Source organism: Streptomyces sp. NPDC101181 (assembly GCF_044767975.1).
In the GTDB taxonomy this organism is placed as follows: Bacteria; Actinomycetota; Actinomycetes; order Streptomycetales; family Streptomycetaceae; genus Streptomyces.
This window is the reverse complement of sequence record NZ_JBIWOX010000004.1, coordinates 242,898-261,543: the sequence shown is the minus strand read 5'-3', so window position 1 is coordinate 261,543 and position 18,646 is coordinate 242,898. Positions and strand designations below refer to the sequence as shown.

General features: G+C 72.6%; 13 protein-coding genes. 10 read left to right on the top strand and 3 right to left on the bottom strand.

From position 1 onward, the window contains the following. Positions 1-198 precede the first annotated feature (198 nt). From lepA to hemW, 4 genes are all read left to right on the top strand, one after another. Positions 199-2,073 (top strand): translation elongation factor 4, encoded by a 1,875-nt coding sequence (gene lepA / locus ACIRRU_RS09590; RefSeq protein WP_403678263.1) that lies wholly within the window; start codon positions 199-201, stop codon positions 2,071-2,073. 429 nt (positions 2,074-2,502) lie between these two features. Then, positions 2,503-4,392, top strand: coding sequence for an AMP-dependent synthetase/ligase (locus ACIRRU_RS09585; protein WP_403678262.1), 1,890 nt, complete (start codon positions 2,503-2,505; stop codon positions 4,390-4,392). Between the two features lie 271 nt (positions 4,393-4,663). Then, a complete protein-coding gene (locus ACIRRU_RS09580) occupies positions 4,664-7,015 on the top strand; it encodes a SpoIIE family protein phosphatase (RefSeq protein ID WP_403678260.1) in 2,352 nt (783 codons plus the stop codon). Between the two features lie 31 nt (positions 7,016-7,046). Then, a complete protein-coding gene (gene hemW / locus ACIRRU_RS09575; RefSeq protein WP_403678258.1) occupies positions 7,047-8,288 on the top strand; it encodes a radical SAM family heme chaperone HemW in 1,242 nt (413 codons plus the stop codon). A 15-nt stretch (positions 8,289-8,303) separates the two neighbouring features. Here hemW and ACIRRU_RS09570 read toward each other — a convergent pair whose 3' ends face one another. From ACIRRU_RS09570 to ACIRRU_RS09560, 3 genes are all read right to left on the bottom strand, one after another. After that, positions 8,304-11,180 carry a hypothetical protein gene (locus tag ACIRRU_RS09570; protein ID WP_403678256.1) on the bottom strand — a complete coding sequence of 959 codons (2,877 nt, stop codon included), beginning with the start codon at positions 11,178-11,180 and terminating at the stop codon, positions 8,304-8,306. A gap of 134 nt (positions 11,181-11,314) precedes the next feature. Next, complete coding sequence (locus ACIRRU_RS09565; RefSeq protein ID WP_403678254.1) at positions 11,315-12,133, bottom strand: DUF3097 domain-containing protein; 819 nt, start codon at positions 12,131-12,133, stop codon at positions 11,315-11,317. 16 nt (positions 12,134-12,149) lie between these two features. Then, positions 12,150-12,881, bottom strand: a complete 732-nt coding sequence (locus ACIRRU_RS09560; RefSeq protein WP_403678252.1) for an MBL fold metallo-hydrolase — start codon at positions 12,879-12,881, stop codon at positions 12,150-12,152. 165 nt (positions 12,882-13,046) lie between these two features. On the opposite strand from ACIRRU_RS09560, the gene hrcA reads away from it, so the two are divergent. The 6 genes from hrcA to ACIRRU_RS09530 all read left to right on the top strand — a co-directional run bounded on the left by hrcA (position 13,047) and on the right by ACIRRU_RS09530 (position 18,608). Then, a complete protein-coding gene (gene hrcA, locus ACIRRU_RS09555; protein ID WP_363205187.1) occupies positions 13,047-14,063 on the top strand; it encodes a heat-inducible transcriptional repressor HrcA in 1,017 nt (338 codons plus the stop codon). Continuing rightward, entirely contained in the window at positions 14,064-15,203 is a 1,140-nt protein-coding gene (dnaJ, locus tag ACIRRU_RS09550; protein WP_403678250.1) for a molecular chaperone DnaJ, read from the top strand. 132 nt (positions 15,204-15,335) lie between these two features. Next, on the top strand, positions 15,336-16,409 hold the full coding sequence (locus ACIRRU_RS09545) for a nitronate monooxygenase (RefSeq protein ID WP_403678249.1): 1,074 nt from the start codon (positions 15,336-15,338) through the stop codon (positions 16,407-16,409). Then, a complete protein-coding gene (locus ACIRRU_RS09540) occupies positions 16,406-17,149 on the top strand; it encodes a 16S rRNA (uracil(1498)-N(3))-methyltransferase (protein WP_403678248.1) in 744 nt (247 codons plus the stop codon). Before ACIRRU_RS09545 ends, ACIRRU_RS09540 begins: the two co-directional genes overlap by 4 nt. A gap of 154 nt (positions 17,150-17,303) precedes the next feature. Further along, entirely contained in the window at positions 17,304-17,663 is a 360-nt protein-coding gene (locus ACIRRU_RS09535; protein WP_403678246.1) for a histidine triad nucleotide-binding protein, read from the top strand. 27 nt (positions 17,664-17,690) lie between these two features. Further along, positions 17,691-18,608, top strand: a complete 918-nt coding sequence (locus ACIRRU_RS09530) for a ribonuclease Z (protein WP_403678245.1) — start codon at positions 17,691-17,693, stop codon at positions 18,606-18,608. Positions 18,609-18,646 lie beyond the last annotated feature (38 nt).

The window sequence follows — 18,646 nt, the reverse complement described above, 5'->3', positions numbered from 1 at the left end:
TTCTAGGTGCGCCACGCGCTCGCGAGAGCCACGAGGCACAGCTGTCCACGGTAGCAGTCACCGTCCGACCGGCCCAAACCGGTCGCTGCCCCGCAGGCGTGGGACGATGGAGCCTACGTATCGATCCGACCGACGATCCGACCGACCCGACATCGACCCGAGACACGGCGTTCGGCGTCTCAAGAATCAGGACCCTGCGTGCCCGCGACTCCTTCCAACGTGCCCGAGCCGAGCCGTACCGCCCCGGCGCTGATCCGCAATTTCTGCATCATCGCGCACATCGACCACGGCAAGTCGACCCTCGCCGACCGGATGCTTCAGCTGACCGGAGTGGTCGACCAGCGGCAGATGCGCGCTCAGTACCTCGACCGGATGGACATCGAGCGCGAGCGCGGCATCACCATCAAGTCCCAGGCCGTCCGGCTGCCCTGGGCCCCCACCGAGGGCGAGGGTCAGGGCAGGACCCATGTCCTCAACATGATCGACACCCCGGGTCACGTGGACTTCACCTACGAGGTCTCGCGCTCGCTCGCCGCCTGCGAGGGCACGATCCTGCTGGTCGACGCCGCGCAGGGCATCGAGGCCCAGACGCTGGCCAACCTCTACCTCGCGATGGAGAACGACCTCACCATCGTCCCGGTGCTCAACAAGATCGACCTTCCCGCCGCGCAGCCGGAGAAGTTCTCCGAGGAGCTGGCCAACCTCATCGGCTGCCAGCCCGAGGACGTGCTCAAGGTGTCGGCCAAGACCGGTGTCGGCGTGGACGCACTGCTCGACCGGGTGGTGCGGGACGTCCCGGCCCCGGTCGGCGTCGCGGAGGCCCCCGCCCGCGCGATGATCTTCGACTCGGTCTACGACTCGTACCGCGGTGTCGTCACCTACGTCCGTGTCGTCGACGGGCAGCTCAACAAGCGCGAGCGCATCCGGATGATGTCGACCGGCGCCACCCACGAGCTCCTGGAGATCGGGGTGTCCTCCCCGGAGATGACCCCGGCCGACGGCATCGGCGTCGGCGAGGTCGGCTACATCATCACCGGCGTGAAGGACGTCCGGCAGTCCAAGGTCGGTGACACGATCACGTCCCTGAACAACGGGGCGACCGAGCCGCTGGGCGGCTACAAGGACCCGAAGCCGATGGTGTTCTCCGGGCTGTACCCGCTGGACGGCTCGGACTACCCGGACCTGCGCGAGGCGCTGGACAAGCTCCAGCTGAACGACGCCGCCCTCGTCTACGAGCCGGAGACCTCCGCCGCGCTCGGCTTCGGCTTCCGCGTCGGCTTCCTCGGCCTGCTCCACCTGGACGTGGTCCGCGAGCGGCTGGAGCGCGAGTTCGGCCTCGACCTGATCGCCACCGCGCCCAACGTGGTCTACCGGGTCGAGATGGAGGACGGCACCGAGCACACCGTCACCAACCCGAGCGAGTTCCCCGAGGGCAAGATCGACAAGGTGCACGAGCCGGTCGTCCGCGCCACGGTGCTGGCCCCGAGCGAGTTCATCGGCGCGATCATGGAGCTGTGCCAGAGCCGCCGCGGCACCCTGCTCGGCATGGACTACCTCTCCGAGGACCGGGTCGAGATCCGCTACACCCTGCCGCTCGCCGAGATCGTCTTCGACTTCTTCGACCAGCTGAAGTCCAAGACCCGCGGGTACGCCTCCCTCGACTACGAGCCCACCGGTGAGCAGTCCGCCCACCTCGTCAAGGTCGACATCCTGCTCCACGGCGACAAGGTGGACGCGTTCTCCGCGGTCACCCACAAGGACAAGGCGTACGCGTACGGCGTCCGGCTCGTCGCCAAGCTCCAGAAGCTCATCCCGCGACAGAACTTCGAGGTGCCGATCCAGGCGGCCATCGGCTCCCGGGTCATCGCCCGCGAGACCGTCCGCGCCATCCGCAAGGACGTCCTCGCCAAGTGCTACGGCGGTGACATCTCCCGTAAGCGGAAGCTGCTGGAGAAGCAGAAGGAGGGCAAGAAGCGGATGAAGATGGTGGGCAACGTGGAGGTCCCGCAGGACGCCTTCATCTCCGTCCTGTCGACGGACGAGTCCGCCGGGGAGAGCAAGAGCAAGAAGTAGCGTCCCCCCGCCGCCGACCGGGCAGCCGCAGTCGCGTCCCGCTCGGACGCACCGCCCGACCGCACGCCCCGCTGGCCCCGGACATGCGGGGACACTCCGCCCGCCCGCGGGCCCCGGGCACCCTGGGACACTCCGCCCGCCCGGACGCCTGTCAGCCCCGGACACGCCGAGACACACCATGCGCCTCTTCGGGGAGGCGGGAGAGGGCCCCTTCGCCGCAGTACCGTGCGGCGCGGGGGCCCTTTCGTTATGAAAGCGGCGGCTCGTTGCCTCTTACGTGGCGGACAAGCGCGCTCTAGTCTGATCCACGACTCGATAGTTACTGGCCAGTTAAGCAAGCCGAACAAGCAGGTTGCGCAGCAGAAAGACGCCAGCAGTCGCCGTATCAGAGAAGCCGGTCGTAGCAATGCCGCAGGCCCGGAGGACATCGTGAGCGACACACAGACCTTGATCGAGAACCGGCCGCCCTCCGTGGCGGCCCTCTTCGTCGACCGCGTTGCGGCGACCCCCGACGGGGAGGCGTACCGCTATCCGGTGCCGCCCGTCTCGGGCGAGGGCCCCGACGACTGGAAGTCGCTGACCTGGGGACAGGCCGCCGAGCGGGTCTACGCGATCGCTGCCGGGCTGATCGCGCTGGGCGTGCGGCCGGAGGAGCGGGTCGCCCTGTCCTCGGCGACGCGGGTGGAGTGGATTCTCATCGATCTCGGAGTGATGTGCGCGGGGGCCGCGACGACCACGATCTACCCGTCCACGAACGCCGAGGAGTCCGCGTTCATCCTGGGCGACTCCGGGAGCCGGATTCTCGTCGCGGAGGATGCCGAGCAGCTGGCCAAGGCCCGGGAAACCCGCGCCGAGCTGCCGGACCTCGCCCATGTCGTCGTCATCGACCCGGCCGGTGTCGAGCCGGCCGCCGACGACCCCGAGGGCTGGATCCTCACCCTGGCCGACCTGGAGGCCCGGGGGAAGGAACTGCTCGCCACGACCCCGGACGCGGTCACCGGACGGGTCGCCGCCATCACGTCCGACCAACTGGCCACCCTCATCTACACCTCGGGCACCACCGGCCGCCCCAAGGGTGTGCGGCTGCCGCACGACAACTGGTCGTACATGGCCAAGGCCACCGTCTCGACCGGTCTGATCAACGCCGACGACGTGCAGTACCTCTGGCTGCCGCTCGCCCACGTCTTCGGCAAGGTCCTCGTCTCGGGCCAGATCGAGGTCGGCCACGTCACCGCGGTCGACGGCCGCATCGACAAGATCATCGAGAACCTGCCGGTCGTCCAGCCGACCTACATGGCGGCCGTGCCCCGGATCTTCGAGAAGGTCTACAACGGGGTCGCCGCCAAGGCGCGTGCGGGCGGCGGCGCCAAGTACAAGATCTTCCAGTGGGCGGCCGGGGTCGGCCGCGAGTACGCCAAGGTCTCCCAGGACAACTTCCGGCGCACCGGCAAGGCGTCCGTCCCCTTCGCGCTCGGCGCCAAGCACAAGGTCGCCGACACGCTGGTCTTCGCCAAGATCCGCGAGGCGTTCGGCGGCCGGATGCGCGCCTGCGTCTCCGGCTCCGCCGCCCTCGCCCCCGACATCGGCTACTTCTTCGCGGGGGCCGGGGTCCACATCCTGGAGGGTTACGGCCTCACCGAGAGCAGCGCCGCCTCCTTCGTCAACCCGGGCGAGACCTACCGCACCGGCACCGTCGGCAAGGCGCTCCCCGGCACCGAGGTGCGTATCGCGGACGACGGCGAGATCCTGCTGCGCGGCCCCGGCATCATGGAGGGCTACCACCGGCTGCCCGAGAAGACCGAGGAAGTCCTGGAGTCGGACGGCTGGTTCCACACCGGGGACATCGGTGAGCTGTCCGCCGACGGCTACCTCCGGATCACCGACCGCAAGAAGGACCTGATCAAGACGTCGGGCGGCAAGTACGTCGCCCCGGCGGAGGTCGAGGGCCAGTTCAAGGCGGTCTGCCCGTTCGTCTCCAACATCCTGGTGCACGGCGCGGACCGTAACTTCTGCACCGCCCTCATCGCGCTCGACGGCCCCACCATCCTGGGCTGGGCCGCCGAGAACGGCCTGGAGGGCAAGGAGTACGCGGAGGTCGTCGCCGCCCCGCAGACGGTCGAGCTGATCGACGGGTACGTCCAGCGCCTCAACGAGGGCCTTCAGCGCTGGCAGACCATCAAGAAGTTCCGCCTCCTGCCGCGCGACCTGGACATCGAGCACGGCGAGCTGACCCCCAGCCTCAAGCTGAAGCGACCGGTCGTCGAGCGCGAGTACAAGGGGCTCATCGAGGAGATGTACGTGGGCTCCCGCGAGGCGTAGACGGCCGTCGGCCCCACCGCGGACCGGACCGGTACGGCAGCGGGCGGTGAGCCCGTACCCGCACGGGTACGGACCCCCCGCCCGCCGCAGGTCCCCGGCCAGGACCCCTCCGGTGCCGGTACCGGTGCCGGGGCCATCGGCCGGTGGCTCGCGTTCGAGGCCGCTCGATTTTTCTGACCACTTCGGTAACTCGGTGCTTACGGCTGCGGCCGGTCTGTCACTCTGTCGGTGTCGTCGGCGGCGTTTCGCCAAGACCCGTAGGAGCCGCACCGTGGGGCCCATCCCCTTGCAGCGGGACATCGTCCACCGTCCCGGCACCACCGGCACCGGGCACGGCGGTGGACCGCGCCCGGTCAGCCGCACCAGCCTGCCCGGCATCCCCCTCTCGCCGTCCGCCGCCCGGCAGTTCGTGCGGGCCGCGCTCGCGGAGTGGACCGGGATCGGGGTGCCCGCCGCCGCGGGGTTCAGCGACCGGCTCGCGGACGACGCGGTGACCGTCGCCAACGAACTGGTGACCAACGCCGTGGTGCACGCCGGGACCACCGTCGACCTGCTGCTGCGGCTGGAGGACGAGGGCGGTGACGAACCGGCCGCCCTCGTCCTGGAGGTCACCGATCACCACCCCGCCCGCCCGGTCGGCGGCGACGAGCCGGGAAGGGCCGAGGGGGCGCGGCGGCGCGGCGGTGGGGCCGCCCCGGGGGCCGCCTCGGCCGGGCCTGCCAACCTCGCCGCCCTCACCGGCTCCGTCCCTGCCGACGCCGCCCTTGCGGGCACCACCCTCGCCCCCACCGAGCCCGCCTCCGCCGGCGCCACCCTCACTCCCACCCGGCCCGCTTCCACCGGCTCCGCCTCCGCCCCCGCAGCCCCCGAGCTGCCCGACCCCGCCGAGTACGGCCGGGGGCTCCAGCTCGTCGCGACCCTCGCCGACTCCTGGGGCATCACCTACCGCACCGGGCTCAAGACCGTCTGGGCCCGCCTCCCCTTCGACGACTGGAGCGCCCCGCCCGCCCCGGCCGACCGGAACGCCCTCCGGCGGGGTCTGCGCGCCGCCGAGATCCTGGCTCCGGCCGCCCGGCGTACCGAGCGCGACGACGCGGTGTGGGACAGCCGGGGCGCCCCGGCCTTCCTCGCCGAGGCGTCCGACCTTCTCGCCGGGCAGCTCGACGAGGACTTGGTGGCCGCCATAGCGGGGCAGCTGCTGGTGCCCCGCCTAGCGGACTGGTGCGCGATCTGGCTGGAGACCGAGGGCGGGGGACCGGATGCCGAACCCCGGCTCGCCCGGGTCTGGCACAGCGACGAGACCGGTGCCGAGCCGCTGCGCACGGCTCTGGAGCGGGAGCCCTTCCGGCTGCCCCCGGGCGTCGGTCCGGGCCCCGTGGCCGTCCCCCTGCCCTGGGCGGTGCCCCGTGCCGCGGCAGACGGGGAACAGCCCGGGAAAGCCCAGCACGCGGCGGAGGCCCGGCAGCAAACCGGGGAAGCCCACCCGGACACGGCGGAGGCCCGGCAGCACACCGGGGAAGCCCACCCGGACAGGGCCGAGGCCCGGCAGCACAGCGGGAAAGCCCAGCACGCGGCGGAGGCCCGGCAGCACAGCGGGGATGCCCACCCGGACACGGCGGAGGCCCGGCAGTACCCGGGAAAGCCGCCGCACCCCGGTGGTCGGGACGGCGCCGCGCTCGCCTTCCGGATCGTCGCGGGCGGCCGGGCGCTCGGGACCGTGCTCGTGGGCCGTGAGGGAGTGGCCCAGATGCCCGAGGCCGTCGCCTCGCTCATCGAGGACTTCGTCCGCCGCCTCGGGCTCGCCGTCGGCGCGGCCCGCGCCTACACCCGGCAGGCCACCATCAGCCGCATCCTCCAGCGCGGTCTGCTCCCCAGCAAGGTCGCGGACATTCCCGGCGTGACCAGCGCTCTCGTCTACGAGCCGAGCGACGACGGCGTGGTCGGCGGCGACTTCTACGACATCTTCCCGTGCCCCGGCGACCGCTGGTGCTTCGTCCTCGGCGACGTCCAGGGCAGCGGCCCCGAGGCGGCCGTCGTCACCGGCCTCGCCCGCCCCTGGCTCCGCCTCCTCTCCCGTGAGGGCTTCGGTGTCGGCGAGGTCCTGGACCGGCTCAACCGGCTGCTCCTCGACGACGCCATGGAGGCCGCCGAGGCCGCCGCGCTGATGGTCGCCGCCGCCGGGGGCCGGCAGCTGCACGACGGGTCGCAGTCGCGGTTCCTGTCCCTGTTGTACGGGGAGGTCGTGCCGCTCCCCGGCGGCGGGATCCGCTGCACGGTGGCCAGCGCCGGGCACCCGCTGCCCCTGCTGCTGCGGCCCGACGGTTCCGTACGCCCGGCCGCCGAACCCCAGGTGCTCCTCGGGGTGGTGGAGGACGTGGCGTACGAGAGCCAGGTCTTCGACCTCGCGCCCGGTGACACCCTGCTCTGCGTCACCGACGGGGTGACCGAGCGGCGGTCGGGTCCGCTGATGTTCGACGACGGCGACGGGCTGGCCCGGGTGCTCGCCGGGTGCGCCGGGCTGCCCGCGGAAGTGACGGCGGACCGGATCAGACGGGCGGTGCACGAGTTCGCCGAGCAGCCGCCGGACGACGACGTGGCGTTGCTGGTCCTGCACGTCGAGTAGGCGGGGCGGGCCGTCCCCGGAAGAGGCGACAATGGGCGGTATGCCTTCCGTACTGCCCGATGGTGAGCCCGTACCCGACGACGGGGCGCTGCCCCGCCATGCCCTGGAAGGCGCGGCCGGCCGTCCGCTCGGCTTCTACCTGCACGTCCCGTACTGCGCGACCCGCTGCGGCTACTGCGACTTCAACACCTACACCGCCACCGAGCTGCGCGGCTCCGGCGGGGCCCTGGCCTCCCGCGACAACTACGCCGTCCATCTGATCGAGGAGGTCCGCCAGGCCCGCAAGGTGCTCGGCGACGACCCCCGCCCGGTCCGTACCGTCTTCGTCGGCGGCGGGACCCCGACCCTGCTGCCCGCGGCCGACCTCGTGGCGATGCTGGGGGCGATCCGGGACGAGTTCGGGCTCGCGGAGGACGCGGAGATCACCACCGAGGCCAATCCGGAGTCGGTCGACCCGGCCTACCTCGAAGCCCTGCGCGAGGGGGGCTTCAACCGGGTCTCCTTCGGGATGCAGAGCGCCCGGCAGCACGTCCTGAAAATCCTGGACCGTACCCACACCCCCGGCCGCCCCGAGGCGTGCGTCGCCGAGGCGCGCGCGGCGGGCTTCGACCACGTCAACCTGGACCTGATCTACGGCACCCCCGGCGAGTCGGACGACGACTGGCGGGCCACCCTGGACGCGGCGATCGGCGCGGGCCCCGACCACGTCTCCGCGTACGCGCTCATCGTCGAGGAGGGCACCCAGCTCGCCCGCCGCATCCGGCGCGGCGAGATCCCCATGACCGACGACGACGCGCACGCCGACCGCTACCTCATCGCGGACGAGGCTCTCGCCGCCGCCGGATTCCACTGGTACGAGGTCTCCAACTGGGCCACCACCGAGGCGGGCCGCTGCCGCCACAACGAGCTGTACTGGCGCGGCGCCGACTGGTGGGGCGCGGGCCCCGGCGCCCACAGCCACGTCGGCGGCGTGCGCTGGTGGAACGTGAAGCACCCCGGCGCGTACGCCCAGGCGCTCGCCGAGGGCCGCTCACCGGGCGCGGGCCGGGAGGTCCTCGCCGAGGAGGACCGCCGGGTCGAGCGCATCCTGCTGGAGCTGCGGCTGCGCGAGGGCTGCCCGCTGGACCTGCTGAAACCCGACGGTCTCGCCGCCTCCCGCCGGGCCGTGGCCGACGGACTGCTGGAGTCGGAGCCGTACGGCAGGGGCCGCGCGGTCCTCACCCTGCGCGGGCGGCTCCTGGCCGACGCCGCGGTCCGCGACCTGGTCGACTGAGGCACGAGGAAGACCTCACGGCTTGCACTCCTTCGCCGTCAGCGGCGGCGCGACCCCCGCGGGTTTTCCGCACACCAGCGTGCGCTCGGCGGTCGGCCCGGGGCGGACCACCTTGACGATGTTCAGACCGTGCACGTTGTCGGAGGCCGAGGACTTCGCCCGGCTGAAGGAGATCGTCCCCGTCGGCATGCTGTTCAGGTCCACGGTGTGCAGCGTCGCCCACGTCTCGGCGGCGCTGCGGGGCGCGTCCCCGCGCGCGGCGGCGTCGTAGAGGGCCGCCGTCGCGCTGTAGGCGATGACGGTCTGCCCGCTGGCGAACAGCTCGTCCTCGTACGCCGGGCGCCCCGAGGCCAGGCTCGCGACCTCGCCGTCGGGGTGCAGGGCCCGCAGGGTGCGGTAGGCGTCCCCGTAGAAACCGAGGTTCTTTCCCCGGTCCAGCGGGGCGAGCGAGCTGTGGTAGAGCGTGACGTTCGTCGCGATGGACGTGCTGTCGCCGAACGTGCCCTTCGTCAGATCGTCGCCCGTGAACACCGTCATCCGCCGGTCCGAGCACCCGGTGGTCTCCGACAGTCCCCGCATCAGGTTCCGCACGTCCTCGACGCGCCCCGCGAAGTACAGCGCGTCCGGGACCCGCTCGGCCTGGCAGATGGTGGTCAGCGGGGTGTTCAGGCTGGCGCCGCCCGCGAGGTCGTACTCCACGTCCCGCCCCAGCGAGAAGCCCGCGCCCCGGAGCATCTCCCGGCCCGCGTCCCGCTGTTCGGCGGTGTAGCGGTCCTTGTCCCCGTTACGGGTCCGGCGGGACAGCACGAGCGCGTGCGGGTCCTCCATCGACTTCGCGATCTGCCCGGCGACCAGCCCCAGCGCGTACGTCTGCTCCTCGTCCGTCGCCGCGAGCCCGAAGTAGTTCGGGTAGCGCCGGGGGAGATCGCTGCTGGAGTTGGTCGTGTTCACCAGGGGCAGTCCGGCGTCGCGCAGCAGGTCCGCCGCGTCGTCGCTCTCCTCGGTGTTGCGGCCCAGGCCCACCACGCCGACCACCGTGGGGTCCCGCTTCGCCACCTCGATGATCCTGCGGACGGCGGTGAGCTGCCGCAGCATGTCCTGGCCGCCGTTGGCGGTCAGCACCCGCAGCTTGACCGACCGCCCCACGGTCTTGTTCACCGCGTGCTGCTGGAGGTAGACGCCGGTCAGCTCCTCCAAACCTTTGCGCGCCGCCTCGCGGTCCTGGCCCGTGGCGGTGAACGGACCGGCGTAGACCACCGTGACGTACCGGTCGTCCGGCTCGATGTCCCTGTTCTCGTCCCGGATCGCCTGCTCGATCCGGTCGAACGTGATGCCCTTCCCGGCCCCGTTCAGCTCCAGGCCGTTGCCGCGCGCGAACCGCACCTCGGTCGTGGTCGCCACCCCGACGCACTCCCGGTCCCCGTCCGGCCCGGCCCAGATCGCATCCGTGTTCCGGCCGGTCAGCGGGCCGTGGCAGTACGTCTCCCGCCAGTGCCCCGCCCACAGGAACGCGCCCAGCAGGCTTCCCACCACGACCAGTGCGATGCTCGCCCGCGACATCACCCACCACGCCCAGGTCCGCCGCACCCGGGAGGTCGCCAGATGGGCGTGGGCGTGCTCGTGGTCCAGCTTCTCCGTGGACAGCGGCAGCCGCAGCACCCAGGCCAGCGTCGCCGCCGCCACCGGCGACTGCCCCAGGCTCAGATCGTTGACCCAGCGCTCGTAGCGGGCCTGAGCCCCCGACGAACCGGTCGGCACGCCGGGGTCCGGCCGCTCCGGGGGCAGCGGCGGGGTGTGCCGCATGATCTCGGCGGCGGGCAGCGAGGCGAGCAGCAGCAGCGGATCGACCTCGCTGCGCCGCGACCGTACGTTGTTGATCGCGTTGATCAGCAGGATGCCGCCGTCGTCCTGCGTGGCCCGGGTCAGGAACACCACCGGCGGCACCGTGCGCTTGCTGCGCCGCCAGTCCGGCGTGTGCGGCCGGTAGGCGTCCCGCAGGTCCTCCAGCAGCGCCTGCACCCGCAGCTCCAGATGGAACTGGCGCGCGTGCTCGTCGCCCGTCCCCGCGTCCGCCACCCGCTGCGCGACCGCCGCCGCCCGCGCCCGGATCACCCGCCACGAACCGCTGGGCGACAACCACGACCAGCCGTCCGACGGATAGCCGGTGCTGGAGGCGGCCAGCGAGGAGGTGGTGGCGAACCAGCGGCTGGCCCGGCGCAGCCACAGCAGCGGCGGCGCGGCGTGGGTCATCAGCCCCACGACGGCCAGGGCGATCAGCGCGCCTGCCGCCACCAGGACCGTGAGCAGCCAGTCGATCTCCCCGAGCAGCACGCTGAGCAGGGCGATGAAGAGCGCGCCGACGAAGGTCTCCGGCCGCACCGAGTCGCGCAGCGAACCCCACCAGGTGCCCCGGCGGGGCGGCCCGGCCCGCCACCGCAGGCGGCTCAGCTGCTCCAGAATCCTTTCCTCGCGCACCTCCGCCGTGCTGCCGCCGGACTGCTCGACCACCGTCGCGGTCGCCTGCTCGATCGCGCCGAGCAGCCGCGAGCGCGGAAAGGGGAACGGCTTGTACTGGGCGTTCTCGCGGGTCTCCCACGGCTTCTCGGACAGGGTGCGCACCATGTCGAGCGCCGCCGCGTACGGGGTGGCGCCCTCGCCGTCCAGCAGCCGCACCGGCACCCGGCGCAGTTCGTTGGCCCGGTACACCTGTTGGACGATGCTCGCGACCTTGGTGTCGGTCTGCGGCCCGGCCCCGGCGTCCGCCGCCTGGAGCACCACGAGCGGCATCACCGGCCGGTTCACCCGGTACCGGTCGATCAGCTCCTGCATCAGATGGAAGACGGCGGAGGCCGCCTCGTTGCGCGCACTGTCCCGCCAGACCTCGCGTGCCATCGCCCCACGCCCTTCCCCCGTGCGTCCGTGAGCCGTGTCCCCACCCTCAATAGCCGATGGTGCGTGTGGGACGCAGGGATTCCCAGGGATCGGCACGTGATCGTCCGGGGCGGGGCGGGCTCAGCCGGGGGACATCAGTCCGGAAGGGTGACGAAGTCGATCAATTCCTCCACCCGGCCCAGGAGTTGGGGTTCAAGATCCTTGTAGCTGCGGACCGTGGACAGGATGTGCTGCCAGGCCGCCCCGGTGTTCTCCGGCCACCCCAGCGCCCGGCACACCCCGGTCTTCCAGTCCTGCCCGCGCGGGACGACCGGCCAGGCATCGATCCCCACCGACGACGGCTTCACCGCCTCCCAGACGTCGATGTACGGGTGCCCCACCACCAGCACGTGGTCGCCGGTCACCTGGGCGGCGATCCGCGACTCCTTGGAACCGGGCACCAGATGGTCCACCAGCACCCCCAGCCGGGCGTCCGGCCCCGGCGCGAACTCCGCGACGATCGAGGGAAGGTCGTCGATGCCCTCCAGGTACTCCACGACCACGCCCTCGATGCGCAGGTCGTCGCCCCACACCCGCTCCACCAGCTCCGCGTCGTGCCGCCCCTCCACGTAGATCCGCCCCGCCCGCGCCACCCGGGCCCGCGCCCCGGGCACCGCCACCGAACCGGACGCCGTACGGGTGGGGCGCACCGGGCCGCCCGCCGAGGGGCGCACCAGCGTGACCACCGTGCCCTCCAGCAGGAAGCCGCGCGGCTCCATCGGGAAGACCCGGTGCTTGCCGAACCGGTCCTCCAGGGTCACCGTGGGCCCCTGGGCCGTCTTCTCGCAGCGGATCACCGCCCCGCAGAATCCGGTGGCGACCTCCTCCACCACCAGATCGGGCTCGGCGGGCACCTCGGGCACGGGGGCGGACTTCTTCCACGGCGGGGTCAGGTCCGGCTGGTAGCTGCGCATGCCCCGACGATAATCGTCACGCCACCCCGAACCGCTCCGCCAGCGCCGCCCGTTGCGCCCGGACGAACGCCGCGTCCACCGCCGCCCCGTGCCCCGGGACGTACACCGCGTCCTCACCGCCCAGCCCGAGCAGCCGCTCCAGCGCGGCGGGCCAGCGCGCGGGAACCGCGTCCGGGCCCGCCTGCGGGTCGCCCGACTCCTCGACCAGATCGCCGCAGAACACCACCGGCGCGTCCGGGCCCGCCCCCGGCACCAGCACCGCGAGGTCGTGGCTGCTGTGGGCGGGCCCCAGATCGGCCAGCACCACCCGGCGGCCGCCGCCCAGATCCACCGTCAGCTCGCCGCGCACCTCGTGGCGCGGGAGGACCAGCGTGTCCGCCGACCCGGCCGCCTCGTCCTCCGGCACCCCGTGGCACACCGCCGACGCGTACAGCTCCCCCTCCGCGCCCCGCAGCGCGGCGGCGAGGCCCGCCGAGCCGTACACCTCGGCCCCGGCGAACGCCGCGGTGCCCAGCACGTGGTCGAAGTGCGGGTGGCTCAGTGCGACATGCGTCACCCGGCGCCCCAGCAGCGCCTCGGCCTGCCGCCGCACCTCGGCCCCCTCGCGCAGCGTCGAGCCCGTGTCGCAGAGCAGCACCCCCGTCGTCCCGGCGACCAGCGCGACGGTGGCGTCCCAGCCCGGGAGCCGCCGTCTGCCGACACCGTTGCCCAACCGCTCCCAGCCGAAGTCTTCCCAAGGGACGTCCATGCGACGACGCTATCGGCGACGACCTGGGCACTCCCGGCGGGGCGTGGCCGGTCGCCCTTGCCCCTGCCCCACCCCACCCCCGTACACTGACCGCGGGGATTGCTGGCACTCGTACGCACCGAGTGCCAGACAGGGACCGCGGAACCACAGCTGGAGGTGTGCGCGATGCTCAGCGAACGCAGACTCGAAGTGCTGCGCGCCATCGTCCAGGACTACGTGGGCACCGAGGAGCCCGTCGGCTCCAAGGCGCTCACCGAGCGCCACCAGCTGGGCGTCTCCCCGGCCACCGTCCGCAACGACATGGCGGTGCTGGAGGACGAGGGTTTCATCGCGCAGCCGCACACGAGCGCGGGACGCATCCCGACGGACAAGGGGTACCGCCTCTTCGTGGACAAGCTCGCGGGCGTCAAGCCGCTGTCCTCGCCCGAGCGCCGGGCCATCCAGAACTTCCTGGACGGCGCGGTCGACCTGGACGACGTGGTCGGGCGCACCGTGCGGCTGCTCGCGCAGCTGACCCGGCAGGTCGCGGTCGTGCAGTACCCCTCGCTGACCCGCTCGACCGTGCGGCACGTGGAGCTGCTGTCGCTGGCCCCCGCCCGGCTGATGCTCGTCCTGATCACGGACACCGGCCGGGTCGAGCAGCGTATGATCGACTGTCCCGCGCCGTTCGGCGAGGCATCGCTCGCGGATCTGCGGGCCCGGCTCAACAGCCGGGTCGTCGGACGCCGCTTCGCGGATGTCCCGCGACTGGTGCGGGAGCTGCCGGAATCCTTCGACAGCGAGGACCGGGGGACGGTCTCCACGGTTCTCTCCACCCTCCTCGAAACCCTGGTCGAGGAGACGGAGGAGCGGCTGATGATCGGCGGCACCTCCAACCTCACCCGCTTCGGACACGACTTCCCGGTGATGATCCGGCCGGTGCTGGAAGCACTGGAGGAACAGGTCGTCCTGCTGAAGCTGCTCGGTGAGGCCACGGACTCGGGCATGACCGTACGGATCGGGCACGAGAACGCCCACGAGGGGCTCACCTCCACATCCGTCGTCGCGGTCGGCTACGGTTCGGGCGACGAGGCAGTCGCCAAACTCGGCGTGGTCGGACCGACCCGCATGGACTACCCCGGAACGATGGGAGCGGTACGCGCAGTGGCACGTTACGTCGGACAGATCCTGGCGGAGTCGTAAGTGGCCACGGACTACTACGCCGTACTCGGCGTACGCCGCGACGCATCTCAGGACGAGATCAAGAAGGCATTCCGTCGGCTCGCCCGCGAGCTGCACCCGGATGTCAACCCGGACCCGAAGACCCAGGAGCGGTTCAAGGAGATTAACGCCGCCTACGAGGTGCTCTCGGACCCGCAGAAGAAGCAGGTCTACGACCTCGGCGGCGACCCGCTCGCCGCGGGCGGCGGAGGCGGCGGCGCGGGCGGGTTCGGCGCCGGGGGCTTCGGCAACTTCTCCGACATCATGGACGCGTTCTTCGGCAACGCCGCCCAGCGCGGGCCCCGCTCGCGCACCCGGCGCGGCCAGGACGCCATGATCCGTCTGGAGATCGACCTCAACGAGGCGGCCTTCGGCACCACCAAGGACATCCAGGTCGACACGGCGGTCGTCTGCACCACGTGCAGCGGCGAGGGCGCGGCCCCCGGCACCTCCGCCCAGACCTGCGACATGTGCCGCGGCCGCGGTGAGGTCTCGCAGGTCACCCGGTCCTTCCTGGGCCAGGTCATGACCTCGCGCCCCTGCCCGCAGTGCCAGGGCTTCGGTACGGTCGTGCCGACACCCTGCCCGGAGTGCGCCGGCGACGGCCGCATCCGCTCGCGCCGCACGCTCACGGTCAAGATCCCCGCAGGCGTCGACAACGGCACCCGCATCCAGCTCGCCGGAGAGGGCGAGGTCGGCCCCGGCGGCGGCCCGCCCGGTGATCTGTACGTCGAGATCCACGAGCTGCCGCACGCCGTCTTCCAGCGGCGCGGCGACGACCTGCACTGCACGGTCACCATCCCGATGACGGCGGCCGCCCTGGGCACCAAGTGCCCGCTGGAGACGCTGGACGGCCTGGAGGAGATCGACATCCGGCCCGGCACCCAGTCCGGCCAGTCCGTCCCGCTGCACGGGCGGGGCATCACCCACCTGCGCGGCGGCGGCCGGGGCGACCTGATCGTGCACGTCGAGGTGATCACGCCCGCCAAGCTCGACCCGGAGCAGGAGCGGCTGCTGAGGGAGCTGGCGAAGCTGCGCGGCGAGGAGCGGCCGACCGGTCAGTTCCAGCCAGGTCAGCAGGGCCTGTTCTCCCGGCTGAAGGACGCGTTCAACGGCCGCTGAAGCGCTTTCTCCCTGTCACCGCACCGCCCGCCGGTCTTCTTCCGGCGGGCGGTGCGGTGTACGGCGGAAGAACCGGTCAGCCCGTCGGCTGGCTGATTCGGCCCTGTGTGCCGGACATGGCACGATGCGCTCATGTCCTCCGAGTTGACCGAGCTCTGCCGGTATCCGATCGTGCAGGCCCCGATGGCGGGCGGCGCCTCCGGACCCCAGCTCGCCGCGGCCGTCGCCGAAGCGGGCGGGCTCGGGTACCTGGCCGCCGGGTACAAGACGGCGGACGGCATGTACCACGAGATCAAACAGCTGCGGCGGCTCACCTCCGGGCCGTTCGGCGTCAACCTCTTCATGCCGCAGCCCGCGCTGGCCGACCCCAGCGCCGTGGACGTCTACCGCCATCAGCTCGCCGGTGAGGCCGCCTGGTACGAGACCCCGCTCGGCGACCCGGACGACTGCGGCGACGACGGCTTCGAGGCGAAGGTGGCGATCCTGCTGGAGGACCCCGTCCCCGTCGTCTCCTTCACCTTCGGCTGCCCGACCCGCAACACCCTGGACGCGTTCGCCGCCGCGGGCACGTACACCGTCGTCACCGTCACCTCGGCCGAGGAGGCCCAGGCCGCGCAGTGGGCGGGGGCCGACGCGCTGTGCGTCCAGGGCGTCGAGGCGGGCGGCCACCAGTCCACCCACCACGACGACTCCCAGGCCGACCAGACCGGCACCGGACTCCTCGCCCTGGTCACCCAGGTCCGCGAGACCGTGCAGATCCCCCTCGTCGCCACCGGCGGACTGATGCGCGGCGCCCAGATCGCCGCCGTCCTCGCGGCGGGCGCGGACGCCGCCCAGCTCGGCACCGCGTTCCTGATCTGCCCCGAATCCGGGGCGCACCTGCTGCACAAGCAGGCCCTGACCAACCCGCTCTTCGTCCGTACCGAACTGACCCGCGCCTTCTCCGGGCGGCTCGCCCGCGGCCTGGTCAACCGCTTCGTCCGCGAGCACGGCCCGTACGCCCCCGCCGCCTACCCCCAGGTCCACTACGTGACCAGCGGACTGCGCCGGGCCGCCGCCAAGGCCGGGGACGCCCAGGGCATGGCGCTGTGGGCGGGGCAGGGCCACCGGATGGCCCGGGAACTGCCCGCGGGCGAGCTGGTCGAGCTGCTCGCCGCCGAACTGGAGGCCGCCCGGTCGGCCCTGAGCGCAAGGAGCCCGAGGTGACCGCGCCGGTCTTCGTCGTCGAACGGATGCCCGCCGGGCCGGAGTTCGTGCTGGAGGGCCCCGAGGGGCGGCACGCCGTGTCGGTCAGGCGACTGGAGCCAGGCGAGGACGTCGTCCTCACCGACGGGCTCGGCCGCTGGGCCGAGGGCACCGTCCGCGCCGCCGAGGGCAAGGACCGTCTCACCGTCACCCTGCACGCGTCCGGCGAGGAGCCCGAGCCCACGCCCCGCGTCACCGTCGTCCAGGCGCTGCCCAAGGGCGACCGGGGCGAGCTGGCCGTGGAGACCATGACCGAGACCGGGGTCGACGCGATCGTGCCCTGGCAGGCCGCCCGCTGCATCACCCAGTGGAAGGGCGAGCGGGGCGCCAAGTCCCTGGCGAAGTGGCGCGGCACGGCCCGGGAGGCGGGCAAGCAGTCCCGCCGGGTGCGCTTCCCCGAGGTGACCGAGGCCATGACGACCAAGCAGGTCGCCGCGCTGCTGGCCGGGGCCGACCTCGCCGGGGTCCTGCACGAGGACCGCGACCACGACAGCACCCCGCTGGCCACCGCCGAACTCCCGGCCGACGGCACGATCGTGCTGGTCGTCGGCCCCGAGGGCGGCGTCTCCCCGCAGGAGCTGGCCGTCTTCGCCGAGGCGGGCGCCCGCCCCTACCGGCTGGGCCGCAGCGTCCTGCGTACCTCCACGGCGGGGACGGCCGCGACGGCGCTGCTGCTGGGGCGGACGGGGCGCTGGGGCTGAACGGGAGCCCGGCGGGCCGGGGATAGCATGCCCCTGTACTGATCACGAGCGTCACGCGTCCCGGCGCACCGGTCACCGGCGTCAGCTGTCCTGGCGTACGGAGGCACGAGCGTCACCCCGAACTGATCACCAGCGAGCGAGGAGGCCCGGCGCCATGGCGGGAGATCCGCAGTCCGACTGCCTGTTCTGCAAGATCGTCTCGGGAGACATCCCGGCGACCATCGTCCGCGAGAGCGAGACCACCGTCGCCTTCCGCGACATCAACCCGCAGGCCCCGACCCACGTCCTGGTCATCCCGAAGGTCCACTACCCGGACGCCGCCTCGCTGGCCGCCGCCGAGCCGCGGATCGCCGCCGACGTGCTGACCGAGGCCGGGACGGTCGCCGCCGACGAGAAGATCGACTCCAGCGGCTACCGGATCATCTTCAACACCGGGTCCGGTGCGGGCCAGACCGTCTTCCACGCGCACGCCCACGTCCTGGGCGGCCGCGGCCTCCAGTGGCCCCCCGGATGACACCCCGCACCGCAGGAGCGTCTCCCCGTGTCCGTACGTGAGCTGGTGGTGCTCGGCACCGCCAGCCAGGTCCCCACCCGGCACCGCAACCACAACGGGTATCTGCTGCGCTGGGACGGCCAGGGCATCCTCTTCGACCCCGGCGAGGGCACCCAGCGCCAGATGCTGCGGGCCGGGGTGGCCGCGCACGACATCGACCGGATCTGCGTCACCCACTTCCACGGCGACCACTCCCTCGGGCTCGCCGGAGTGATCCAGCGGATCAACCTCGACCAGGTGCCGCACCCCGTCACCGCGCACTACCCGGCGAGCGGGCAGCACTTCTTCGACCGGCTGCGGTACGCCACCGCCTACCGCGAGACCGTCCAGCTGACCGAGGCCCCGGTCGCCGGGACCGGCGGCGTCCTCGCCACCACCCCCGCCTACACCCTGGACAGCCACCGCCTCTCGCACCCCGTCGAGTCCTACGGCTACCGCCTCACCGAACCCGACACCCGCCGTATGCTGCCCGCCCTCCTCGCGGAGCACTCCGTCGCCGGACCGGACGTCGGCCGCCTCCAGCGCGAGGGCGTCCTCGGCTCCGTCACCCTGGACCAGGTCTCCGTCCGCCGCCGTGGGCAGCGGTTCGCGTTCGTCATGGACACCCGGCTCTGCGACGGGGTGTACGCGCTCGCCGAGGGCTGCGACCTGCTGGTCATCGAGTCGACCTTCCTCGACGAGGACGAGAAGCTGGCCGCCGACCACGGCCACCTGACCGCCGGACAGGCCGCCCGGGTGGCGAAGGAGTCGGGCGTACGCCACCTCGTGCTGACCCACTTCTCCCAGCGCTACAACGACCCGGACCTCTTCGAGACCCAGGCCCGCGCCGCCGGGTTCGACGGCGAACTCACCGTCGCCCAGGACCTGATCAGGGTCCCGGTCCCCACCCGGCACCACCACCCCTGAACCGGCGCCCCGGACAGGCGCCCGCCACCCCCGTACCG